Genomic DNA, 11,480 nt, shown 5'->3' on the forward strand with positions numbered 1-11,480 from the left:
GGAGACGCCGGCCGTTCCCGCGCCTCGGGGGCTTTCCCCCATGGCGCTGGAGAAGGCTGTCGCGATCCTCCGCGCGGTGGTACCCGGGGCGGGCCCGACCGGTCTCGCGGACGCGCTCTGGCTGGCCTCGCGGATGGCGCCGGAACCACCGGGACCCGCGAAGGGTCCGGTGGCGCCCGTCCCGCCGGCGCCGGCGGACCCGCCCCGGCCGGGTGCTCGCGCCGACCTCCCGCGGGACGACGCCCCGCGGGAGCCGGCCGCGCCCGAGGTGTCCGAACCACGCGTGCGGACCCTGCACGAACGGCTGCCCCAATCCGGTGCGCCCGTCTCCGGTCACGCCCTCGCGCTGCCCAGGGCCACGGCCCTGCCGTTCGCCGTGCCCGTGAGCCGGGCGCTGCGCCCGTGGAAGCGGCCGTGGCCGAGGGGACGGCGCCACATGCTCGACCTGGACGGGACGGTGGAGGCGTACGCCCGTGGCGGCGAGCTCCTCCCAGTCCTCTCCCCCGCTCCGGAGCGCTGGTTCGACCTGACGCTCGTCGTCGACCGCTCCCCGTCCATGGGGGTCTGGCAGGACACCGTCGACGCCCTCCTCCGCGTCCTCGACGCACTCGCCGCCTTCCGCACCGTCCAGATCCGCGACCTCCGATTCCGTCCGGACCACGGGTTCGATCTCACCGACCGCCACGGGCTGCCGGTGGCGGCCGACCGGCCGGGCTCTCCCGGCGGCCGCAGGCTGGTCGTCGTGTTCTCGGACTTCGCCGGCCGGCCCTGGCGGGCACCCGGCATCTGGCAGCGACTGCGGCGATGGGCCCGCAGCACGCCGGTGGCCCTGCTCGATCCGCTGCCCACCCGGCTGTGGCGGCACACCGGTCTCGACCTGCCGACGGTCCGGGTGACGGCGAGCACCCCCGGGACCGCCAACGGGGGGCTCGCGTTCCGGCTGCCGCCCCTGCTGCCGCGCACGGAGGCCACCGGATCCGACGGCTGGCTCGCCCTGCCCGTCGTGTCCCTCTCCGCCCGCTCGCTGGAGCAGTGGTCGCGCGCCCTGATGCTCGCCGCCCCCGAGGGCTGCGCGGCCGTCCTGGTGCCACCGGGTGGACGTCCGGCGGCCGCGGAACCGGCGTCGCCGGCGCCCCGGCGGGACGCCGCGGCGCGCGCGACGGGTTTCCTGCGGACGGCGGCGCCGGCCGCCGCCCGGCTCGCCGTCCTGAGTTCCCCGTTCGACCGGCTCAGCACCGACCTGCTGCACGTCCTGCGGGAAGAGCTGGTCCCCGAGGCGACCACGGCGGACGTGGCCGAGTTGCTGAGCTCCGGGTTGTTCGCCCTCGGCGGCGAGCCGACGGGCACCGTGGTACTGCAGGCGCCGCACGAGGTGCGGGTCCGTCTGGAACAGGAGTTGTCCGAACACGAGGCCCTGCGGCTCAGCCGGGCTCTCGGCCGTCACGTGGCGGCCGGGGGCGACGGGCAGCGTCGCCTGCCGGTGGTGGCCGGCGGCGACACCCACGCACCGGCACTCACCGCGGAGGCGACGCCGGCCGGCCGGGCACTGGCGCGGACACTGGAGCTGCTGGGACTGCCGACCGGGCGGGAAGCCCCGCCCCGGATCACCGAGTTGGCCCGCTACCTCCCGACGGACCCCCTTGCCGAGGCGGCGCCCGCACCGCGGGCGGATCCGACCGAACTCGCCGTGCGGATGGCGGCCCTCCTGCTGCCGGCCGAGGGGCGGCCCACGGTCGGCGACGTGGAGCACGCCCTGGACGCGGTGGTGTCGATGCTGCGCGGTCAGGGCATCGAGGTGGATCGCCGTGACCTCGCCCGGGAACTGGACCCCAGGGCCGCCGTGGAGCGCGAACCCGGCGGGAGACGCCCCTGGTTCGCCGCCGACCCGTACCCGGATTTCGGGGTGACGTTCTGGGGCCGCTACCGGACCCTGCTCGACGCCGACCCGCCGTTGCGGGAGTCCGTCGACGCGAGCACGGACGCCCTGCTGGCGCGCCTGGAGGATCCCCGCCGCCTCGGACCGTGGCTGCGCGCGGGGCTCGTCGTCTCCCGCGATCCGTCGCCGCGCTCCGAGGTGATGACCGGCCTGGCGGCCAAGGCCCTCGACGTGGGCTACCGCGTGATCGTGATCCTCAGCGGACCGCACAACGCCGAACGCGTGCAGGTGCAGGCCCAGGTGGACGAAGGGCTGCTGGGCTTCGACACCGCGTACCAGCGGGTCGCGACCCGGTACGACCCGCTGCTCAGGCCCATCGGTGTGGGCGAGGTGGCCTCGCCCCACCTGGAGGTCGCGGCGCTCACCGGTTCAGCCGGCGACTTCTCGGCGCGCAGGACCGCACAGCTCCCCGATCCGGACGACCACGTCCCCCTCGTTCTCGTGATCAAGAAGAACCGGACCGCCGTCGGGAACGTCCGGTCCTGGTTCGCCCGGCGTGCCAGGCGGTGGAGCACGACGGCGCGGCACCCCCTGCTCGTCGTCGACATGACCGGCGGGCCCGGCAGCGCCGACGTCCACACCGGGGGCCCCTCGGCCGTGGACGAGGCCGTCCACGGACTCCTGACCGACTTCGAGAAGTCCGCCTACGTGAGCTTCGCCTACGCGCCGTTCCTCCCGGTGCGCCTCCCCGAGGGGGGCGTGAAGCAGCTGTACACGGCCGATTTCGTGCTGCAGCTGCCGCGGATCTCCGAAGGGGGCCCGCTCGGCACACCCGCGGGCGCACCTCCCGTGCTGCCCCGGATCCGGCAGGTCAGCGACCACGGGACGTGGATGCCCGCCGGGCACCGGTCCTCGCACGTCCCCGGCACGGAGCTGCCGGCGTCCCTGCGCGAGGCGGTCCACGCCTTCGTGCTGTCGGCCGCCGTCCGCGCGGCGCGCGGCGAGTCCGGGGCGCACAACTCCATGCTGGTGTCGGTGAGCCGGTTCACCTGGGTCCAGGCGCAGGTGCGTCTCTCACTGGCGGCATATGTCCGGACCGTCGCCGGGGCCCTGCGCGAGCCCGGCCACCGGCTGCGGGCGGAGTTCGAGACGCTCTGGCGTGCGGACTTCGGCCACACCGCCACGTCGGCGGCCGTCGGGCACCCGGCGCTCCCGGCCTGGGAGCAGCTCTCCGAGGTGGCCGGCCGGACCGGCGTCGTCCTGGTGAACAGCACCGTCGACGGCCTCCCGGCGTGGGACCGCAGCAGCTCGGGCCTGAACACCATCGCCGTCGGCGGCACCAAGCTCGCCCACGGTGCCGTACTCGCGGGGCTCACGGTGGGCTACTACCTTCGCTCTACGTCCCGTTCCGAGACGTTGCCCGAGCTGGACAGCGCGTTCGGTTTCCGCACCGGGTACGAGGACCTCTGCCGCCTGTACGTCACCCCGGAGGTGCTGGGACGGCCCGTCGAGGACTTCTCGGGGCGCACGGTGGAGACGACGGGCTTCGGTCTGGCGCCCGAGGTGTGCCACGCCAACGTCCGCACCCTGGAGGGTTTCGTCGCCGCCCTGGACAGCGCGGGGTCGGCAGCGGTCACCGCGGAGGGGGGGAACCTCGTGTGGCGGGACGTCTCCCCGTTCCTGGTCGTCGAACGGTTCCTGGACCCCTACGCGGCTGCGCACGACGGCATCCGGGAGACCCTGAGGCTGCTTTCCTCGTACGTACGCGGTCGCGTCGCGGACGGCGAGCTCACCCGGTGGACCGTGCAGCTGGTGCGCGGGCGGGGCCACGCGGGCGAGGCCGAGATCTGCGGTCACCGCGTCGGCCTCGTCGAGCGCAGACCGCGCGACATCACCGCCGCCGAAAGCGGCACCTACCGCATCTCGGTCCTGCACAGCCCGGGCAACGAGTACGCCGACCTCGACACGGACCAGTTGGCCCGGGCACTGAGGCTCACCCGGTCCCCGCAGGACGAGAGCCCGAGCCGTCCCGGCCGCGCGGCGGTGCGGGCCGTCCGCCGTCCGGACCAGGCCCTGCTGACGATCTACCTCGTCTCACCGACGCTTCCGGACAGCGATGGGGACCGGGTCCCGCTGGTGGGCCTCACCGTGTCCCTGCCGCAGTCGGCCGCCCTCACGCACCTCACGTGAGGGGCGGCCCCGGCTCGGGGCTGGGAACCGGCTCGGGGCCCGGGGGGATCGGGGACGGCGCCGGGTCCGGCGGCGTGGGGGTGGGCGAGGGTCCCGGGCCCGGGGGTGCGGGGACGGGGGCCGGCTCGGGGGCCGGGGATGGTTCCGGCGTGGGGACGGGGCTGGGGTAGGGGCCAGGGGGTACGGGGTCGGGGTGCGGGTTGGTCATGGTGTCCTCCGGCCAGTGGCTCGACACAGCCTTCGGGGTCTACTCCCCACCTACCCGGACGGGGCACGCGCACTCACCCGGCAGCCCGGGCCGCCCGCGCTGCCGCCGCCAACCCCGGACCCGGGCTGGAGAGCATCGGGACCGTCGTGGTCGTGAAGCGTGCGGCCGAGGTCATGGAGGCCTGGGCCAGGACGATCACGTCGGCGTCGGTCACGGCGTCCGCCGCGGCTGCCACCAGGCGGGCGCATCCCTCGATGTCACCGGCCTCGAAGCGGGTCCAGGCGCCCGGTACGACCCGGGCGCGGGCGCGGATCGGGCGGTCCGCCCGCTGCGCCTCGTCGTCGAGCAGGGCCAGGGTCGGCGGCAGGGTGCTCTCGACCGTCGCCAGGACGGCGACACGGGGTCCGGCCGCCACCGCCGCGGCCGCCATCGGACGGTCGCCACGGACGACCGGTACGCCGACCTCGCGGGCGGCGCGCTCCGCGACCTCGCCGATCGTGGAGCAGGTGCAGAGGACGGCCCGTACGCCGTCGTCCGCCGCCGCCCGGAGCAGGGCGGCGGCGACGTCCCCGGCCACCGCCTCGGGGCCGTCCCGGCGGGCCCTGGCCAGCAGGTCAGGGGCGACGCGGTGGCGCAGCTCCAGGCCCGGGTGGTGCTCGTCGCGCAGGGCATCGAAGACGGGGACGTGGAGCGGCGAGGTGTGCAGGAGGGCGAGCATGCGCGGCCGGGCCGCTCAGAAGCGGTCGGGGTGGGCGACCAGCCACTCCTTCGCCGCGCGCAGCAGCTCGGGGTCCGGTGTCGGCGCCACGTCGGGGTGGCGCTCGGCCCACCTGACGACGTACGGGCAGAGCGGGGCCACCGGGGTCTCCTCGCGCTCGGAGATCGCGTACAGTTCGCGGGCGAGGTTGCCGGCGATGCCCTTCCCCTCGTGCTCCGGCTCCACGATGGTGTGCACGGGCACGAGGGCCCGGGAGGGCGACTCCAGGACGAAGTACTCGATGTGGCCGACGACTTCGTCGCCGGCGACCGCCTCCAGACGGCCGGCCGCCCGGTCGTCGCGGATCTCGATGTCGCTCATGTCGCCCTCCTGGTCCTCCGGTCAGGCCGACACGGCCTGCGGGCTGCGCTGCTGGTCCGAGCCCGGTACCGGCTCGGACGGGTCGGCGCCGAGGGCCACGACCCGGTTGCCGTGGTCGACGTGCACGACCCGCGGCCGGAGCGTACGCGCCTCGGCGTCAGTGACCTGAGCGTAGCTGATGATGATCACCAGGTCTCCGGGGTGCACGAGATGGGCGGCCGCCCCGTTGATCCCGACGACCCCCGAGCCCCGCTCACCCTCGATGACATACGTCTCCAGCCGGGCGCCGTTGGTGATGTCGACGATGTGGACGAGCTCGCCCGGCAGCAGGTCGGCGGCGTCGAGGAGGTCGGCGTCGATGGTCACGGATCCCACGTAGTGCAGGTCGGCCTGGGTGACGGTGGCGCGGTGGATCTTGGACTTGAACAGAGTACGCAGCACTTTGGACTCCTGGAGGACGGCTCCCTGCCTGCTTTGTGCAGGTCAAGGGCGGTCTCGACCTTACACCGGCACCCCCGTGAGATGTTTGTGAGGAACATCGCTCCGGTCAGGCGGGACGGCTTCCTACCTGGGCTTCCCCTTCGCTCAGGCACCTGTTGGGGACGATCGCCCCAGAACGCGCGGGGACTCATGCTGACCGCATGCCGACTTACCTGACGAGCTATCAGATATGTGGGAAACCTCCCTGCACACGGACGACGTCTGCCCACGCACCACCAAACTGTCGGGCACCGACATCGCTCCGGTGCACGGAACACGGCCCCTATGGCCATCAGCTGGTCGACGCTCGACGGCTCCGGAAGTCGGCTCGCTGGTTGCCGCCCGCTCGAGGCCCCTCGGCAGGGTGGAACTCGCGAGCGACGGCTTCCCGCCCGGCGGCTTCGCGAGCAGGAGGCGCGGCAGGAGACCGACCCCGGTTGGTGGCGCACGGGCCCCCTTCGGCGCGGGGAGCGGAAGCGTGTACGGGCCCGGTGCCGACGTTGCTGCAAGCGAGCAGGACTGAGCGCCTGGGATGCGAACGTCTATTCCATGATCCGCAGGACCCACCAGCATGCGGCCAGTGCGCGACGCGATGGCGCAGAGCAGCAGGATCTCCCCCGGCGTGGTCATCCGGGAACTGGACGACAGCTGACGCCCTGCAAGCCAACTCTCGAAGAGGACCACGAACCAGGGCTCGTTGCTCGCGCTGAAGCGCGAGAATCGTCGCATGGTTCGCTCGTTCTTCCGCAGCTCTGCCTCCGACCGCGAGGATGCAGGGCGCCTGCGCAGTCAAGCAGTTGCGGCCAAGCACACCGCCCGCAATGCAGGCAGCCGGATACGAGCCGCTGGAGCCCTGTCCCGGGAGCGGGCAACCGTGGCGGTCCCGGCACCTGGCATGCGGAAGCATCGTCTTCCCGCGGCCGGCTTACCTCAGCGCCGGCAGGGTCGGGTGCACGGAGTGCGCGAAAGAAAGTCGCCGGGCGATTTCCCAGGAGTTTGGCGAACGTTCTGAGCGGGAGGGGCCCAGAACGCCTCCTTGAGGACGTCGACCTCGCACTCCTCGCCGGTGTCCGGATCGGTGACGAGGAAACGGCCGCTGAGCGGATCGGTCTGGACGTGCGTGGTCCGCCATCCGCGCGCGCTGAGACCTGCTGTGAGTGAGGCGACGATCTCCTGCATCGGAGCGGGGTTCTCGGTGGCGACGTCGAGGTCGCGGCTGAAGCGTTCGACCAGGCCGTGGGCCTGCACGGCGTATCCGCCGGTGAGGACCAGAGGGTAGGGGGAGCCGAGGTCGAGGATGTCGGCGAGGAGACGCTCGTGAAGCGGAGTGAGCTTCACGCGACGGTCGTGTCGGCCGGAGCGGTGCGGAGCAGCTCAGGGAAGGCGTCCTCCCAGACCTCGCGGATGTAGGGACTGACCAAGCGCCGCAGGACGGACCACTGCTCGGTGAGCAGCCGGTGGTGCAGGAGGGCCACCAGGTCCTCACTCAGTCCTTCGGCGAGGACAGTCCGGTAGAGCGTCATGCGGGACTTCGGACGGTCCAGGCTGTAGCTCGTCCGCCCGGACCAGACGATGTGGAGCGGCAGGTCCACGTTGCCCTCGACGGGGCCGGCCAGCTCCTGCAAACGCTCGGGCAGTCGGCTCCGGTAGCGGTCCCGCAGCACCTCGGCGCGGGGAGCGGTGATCGCCGGGTCCATGCATCCAGTATCGCTGCTGGGAGGCGGCGGCATGGCGGATACGGGGCTCTTCTGTCGTACATACGGGTCGGGCGCCGCCCGCCCCTCTCTCGGACACTCATCGTGGCCTACCCGTACAGGCCCAGGTGGCGTAGCAACCGGCTGCTTTGCCGACCTAGGGCCAGCCCGCTCGCGGGCGCGGGTGATCGTGGCACAGCAGGTCACGCGGAGGACCGCCGCGATGGAGTCGGCTGCGGCTTCCGTCTCGGCGTCGGGAATGACGACGGTCCCGAGGAGGCCCATGGCACCGGCGCAGTGGACGAGAGGGCACCCGACGGGCGACGGTCAGGGCATCCCTCTCGCGGTGTCGCTGACCGGCGGTAACCGTGGGCGACGTCACCCGGTTGCCGCCTCTGCTCGACAAGATCCCGCGGGGAGCGGGGGCCGGTCGGCAGCCCGCGCCGACGGCCTGATGCCCTGCTCGCGGACCGCGGCTACGACCATGACAAGTACCGCCGTCTTGTGCGGGCTCTCGGCATCACACCGGTGATCGCCGAGCGGGGCGAGGACCACGGCAGTGGCCTGGACGTCTCCCGGTAGGTGGTCGAACGCACGATCGCCTCCCTTTTCGGCACGACTTCCAGACAGTCCGTTTCTCCGGTCCTCCCTGCCGCGCATGTCGCGTTCCCATGTCGGAGAAGGAAACGGGAAACAGCATCGATCGCCTTGTCCGCCCCGGCCAGACTGCCGCACGCTACGTGCAGCGCCGACTCGGCCGATGGCGGGAGGGGTTGGAGGTTTCCGTGCCACAGCCGTCCACCGGGTTCGGCGAGAGTTGAGGAAGCGGCGTCTGGAAGCAGGGCTCAGCCTCACTGCCCTGTCGGGCTCCGTGCACTACAGCAAGGCGCAGTTGAGCAAGGTAGAGCGGGGCCTGAAGGCCCCCAGCCGTGACCTCGCCCGCCTGTGTGACGCCGACCTCGGGGCCGGCGGGGCCCTGCTGTCCCTGCTCGTACCAGAGACCACCGACCCGCCCGTCGATCCGGCACCTCTGTCCACGAGGAGGACTGGATCATGCAATTGTCGCCGGACGGCCCGAACGCCCTCCAGTCCATGAGTCGACGGGATGCCCTAGGCGCCGGTGCCGCTTCGCTTATGGCGTGGCGGTCGGACAGCGCGGGCCCGGCCTCGCCGGCCGCAGGCGCGGAAATGGTGGAAGCCTCCCGCTCGCTGTTCCGCCACTACCGCAGACTCGGCCAGACGGTGGCGCCCGGTCTGCTCCTGCCCGTTCTGATCGCACAGACCCACACCCTGCGGGAACTGTCCGCCCACTGTGACAGCGGCACCCGTCGCCGCCTGCTGGCCCTTGGCTCCCGGTACGCCGAATACGTCGGCTGGCTGGTGCAGGAGACCGGGGACGAGCAGGCAGCTCTGTGGTGGACGCAGCGCGCGGTCGATCTGGCGGCCGCCGGCGGCGACCGGGCACTGGCGGGTTACGCGCTGGTCCGCCGGGCCCTGATCACGCTGTACCGGGACGACGCCGAGCAGACAGTCGCTCATGTAAGGAACATCGCTTCGCTCCGGCCAGAAGGCTCCCTGCCTGCGCTTCCGTGCGAACCAGGCCGTTGTGCCGCCGCCGGCCAAGCGTCTGTACGCACACCCCTCTCGGAATGTGCGGGGACTGGCGCTGATCAGATGCCGACTTACCTGACGGCACATCAGGCACACGCGGTACCGCATCCCTCACGCCCGTCATCGCCGGCAACATTCGACGATGAGGCTTCCGGACTGTTCGACCCCGGTGAGCGTGATGCTTCCGTTGAGGCGTATGCGCAGTTGGGGCAGCGGACCGGGGCTGGTCGACGGCTATGCGTACCGACTCGTTGTAACCGTTGTGGGTGGTTGTGGGTAGTTGTGGGCATTGACCGGCGGGACCGTCCCGCCGATGATCTTCACGTCGACGGCGTGGGCTTTCCAGAGCGCCGTCACGCCAGCCACCTGCTCTGCCCCAGGGCGCCCGGGGTGACCACGCCGGCGACGCGGATGACGCCCTGTGCGCGCAGGGCTCAGGAGCGCAGGACGGTCTTGCCCATGCCCAGCCGCCACTTCCATCGGACACAAATCGGGCGGCGGGAACCCAGCACCCCTCCGGCCGGCCGAGGACGCAACCAATCGTTCCGGCCGCTCTACCTGACCGGACCCTCGTCTTCTCCTCGCTGTTCGTCAGGCATGTCCAGAATGGCCTCTCGGGTGTAGTGAGGGCTCCCTCGGGGTGGGGCCGCCCCAGGGGCCATGAGTTCGGCGAGGAGTCTGCTCAGGTCATCCGTGGACAGTCCCAGGCCCAGGGTCTGCACGATGCGCAGAGCACAGTCCCGGATGGACCGGGCGCTCTTCTCGGGCGCCGCCGTGCTTCTGATCTCGTCACACACTCGGCTGAACTGCTCAGCACTGATCGTCGGCCTACTTGCCAGTTGCGCCATGGTGCGCTCCTCCTGGATGAACGGGCCGTTCCGCCCGCTCTTCCAGAAAGCGCTGAGCACACCCCGATGGCAACCGGAGTGAGCCGGCGCGCAGGCGATCGGCCATAGGCACTCAGACTTCGCTGGTCAGCGCCTGGCCTTGCAGTTCGACCGCTTCGGAACCGGTTCCTGACCGACACCACCGCCTTTTTCCTGCGCCTTCAGCGAGACAAGGTCGAGATGACCCGGTTGGCCGTCGATCTGCTGCTCGGATGCTCCCCGACGATGTCGGCCACCCCCATGCTGCCAGGGGCTGACGCGCCGTTACGGACGCATGGCCCAACCGGTGTGCCGGGCCTGCAGCGCGGCCAAGGCCGCCGCGGATTGCTCCGGCTCATCGGCTCAGGCCACCCGGCCATCGGCGCAGCTCCCTGTCCGAACGCGGCGATGTCTCCGAGCTCCACGTCCTCGCGGACTCGCACGAACCGCGCGGGATGCCTCCGACCCCTCGGTCCCGGCGGCGTCCACGCCGGTCTCGCCGAACGGCTCGGGCTCGACGGGGACGACGCCCGCCGGGTTCCTGATCCCGATGGCGTGGTGAACGGCGCATGAACCGTGTGCCCTCTCAGTGGTGTCCCGATGCGGCCGGGCTCAGCTGGTCTGGCGATGTACCGGACGTGGTCGGGACGGGACGGCGTGCTGCGCGCCGCGGCCCGGAAGGCCCCTCCCGGTCGTGCCGGCCCAGCAGGAGGTTGTGGGGGGCCGCGCAGGGCGCCGCGGTGATGGCGCCCGGATCTTCATGAGGGCCCGGGCGACGGGCTAGTACCGCCGCCGGCTCCCACGGATGATCAGCCCCCGAACCCGGCGCCGAGGTCCAGGCGGTGAACCGCTCCTTGGCGAGGGCGACGTCGGTCGTCTCGGGCCGTCTCGGGCCACAGGCCCACGGGTCGGTCAGGCGCGCTCGGCGAACCGCGCCTCCAAGGGGGCATGGCTTCACCGTGCGGCGCCCACGACAGCTCCTGCCCGTCGATCCGGAGGGCCTCGAACGCGGCAAAGCGGGCCGACGCCTCGGCGTGGAGCCGGATGGCGGGCAGCCCCCTCCTGCGAGTGTGGTGGTGGGGTGGGGTGGGGGCGGAGACGTCAGCGCCTCGTCGGGTCGCGCGACCAGATGGCGGCGCCCCCAGGCGGGCGCCGAGGCCGATTCGTCTCCGTGTACACACAGCCGGACCACGTACGCACAGCTTGGCCACCGGCCGTGATCACGCACGGATTGACGCCTGCTCCGAGGGTTCCCAAGCTGTAGAGGGGGCTGGCGGAAGGGGCCGTGGCCGTGAGCGGTAGGCAGAGTGGACTTCCCCGGCTGCTGACCGCAGCGGAGAGGGCGGCGCCGGTGGACGCCGTAGCGGTGGTCGCTGAGGACCTCCGGCGGCGTTTCTGCGCCACGAAGGTGTCATTCCTCATCGTGGACCTGACGGGCAAGGCGGTGGCGCGGCTGGCCACGGCCGCCGGTGCGGAG

Annotated in this window: 6 protein-coding genes and 3 pseudogenes; 4 read left to right on the forward strand and 5 right to left on the reverse strand. The window is 72.4% G+C overall.

Features of this window, described 5'->3' with window-relative positions; all coding sequences use genetic code 11:
• The first annotated feature begins 40 nt into the window (after positions 1 to 40).
• The gene (locus AB0472_RS14085) at positions 41 to 4,066 is read left to right on the forward strand and encodes an SAV_2336 N-terminal domain-related protein (RefSeq protein WP_366356356.1); all 4,026 of its coding nucleotides are present in this window, start codon (positions 41 to 43) and stop codon (positions 4,064 to 4,066) included.
• Between the two features lie 281 nt (positions 4,067 to 4,347).
• On the opposite strand, the gene AB0472_RS14090 is transcribed toward AB0472_RS14085, so the two are convergent.
• The 5 genes and pseudogenes from AB0472_RS14090 to AB0472_RS14110 form a co-directional block, all read right to left on the reverse strand.
• On the reverse strand, positions 4,348 to 4,992 hold the full coding sequence (locus AB0472_RS14090) for an aspartate/glutamate racemase family protein (RefSeq protein WP_366356357.1): 645 nt from the start codon (positions 4,990 to 4,992) through the stop codon (positions 4,348 to 4,350).
• A 15-nt stretch (positions 4,993 to 5,007) separates the two neighbouring features.
• Complete coding sequence (locus tag AB0472_RS14095) at positions 5,008 to 5,352, reverse strand: GNAT family N-acetyltransferase (protein ID WP_366356358.1); 345 nt, start codon at positions 5,350 to 5,352, stop codon at positions 5,008 to 5,010.
• Positions 5,353 to 5,373: 21 nt separating this feature from the next.
• Entirely contained in the window at positions 5,374 to 5,793 is a 420-nt protein-coding gene (gene panD / locus AB0472_RS14100; RefSeq protein WP_366356360.1) for an aspartate 1-decarboxylase, read from the reverse strand.
• A gap of 1,047 nt (positions 5,794 to 6,840) precedes the next feature.
• A pseudogene (locus AB0472_RS14105) lies at positions 6,841 to 7,170 on the reverse strand (nucleotidyl transferase AbiEii/AbiGii toxin family protein); the annotation flags it as partial.
• Positions 7,167 to 7,529, reverse strand: a complete 363-nt coding sequence (locus AB0472_RS14110; RefSeq protein WP_366356362.1) for a hypothetical protein — start codon at positions 7,527 to 7,529, stop codon at positions 7,167 to 7,169. The pseudogene AB0472_RS14105 and the gene AB0472_RS14110, both read right to left, overlap by 4 nt.
• Positions 7,530 to 7,857: 328 nt before the next feature.
• Here AB0472_RS14110 and AB0472_RS14115 point away from each other — a divergent pair.
• The 3 genes and pseudogenes from AB0472_RS14115 to AB0472_RS14125 form a co-directional block, all read left to right on the forward strand.
• Positions 7,858 to 8,105, forward strand: a pseudogene (locus tag AB0472_RS14115) (transposase); the annotation flags it as partial.
• A 181-nt stretch (positions 8,106 to 8,286) separates the two neighbouring features.
• On the forward strand, positions 8,287 to 8,622 hold the full coding sequence (locus tag AB0472_RS14120; protein WP_366356364.1) for a helix-turn-helix transcriptional regulator: 336 nt from the start codon (positions 8,287 to 8,289) through the stop codon (positions 8,620 to 8,622).
• 2,672 nt (positions 8,623 to 11,294) lie between these two features.
• Positions 11,295 to 11,480 (forward strand): annotated as a pseudogene (locus AB0472_RS14125) (oxidoreductase); the annotation flags it as partial.

It is taken from the genome of Streptomyces sp. NPDC086777 (genome assembly GCF_040702065.1).
Taxonomy (GTDB): domain Bacteria; phylum Actinomycetota; class Actinomycetes; order Streptomycetales; family Streptomycetaceae; genus Streptomyces.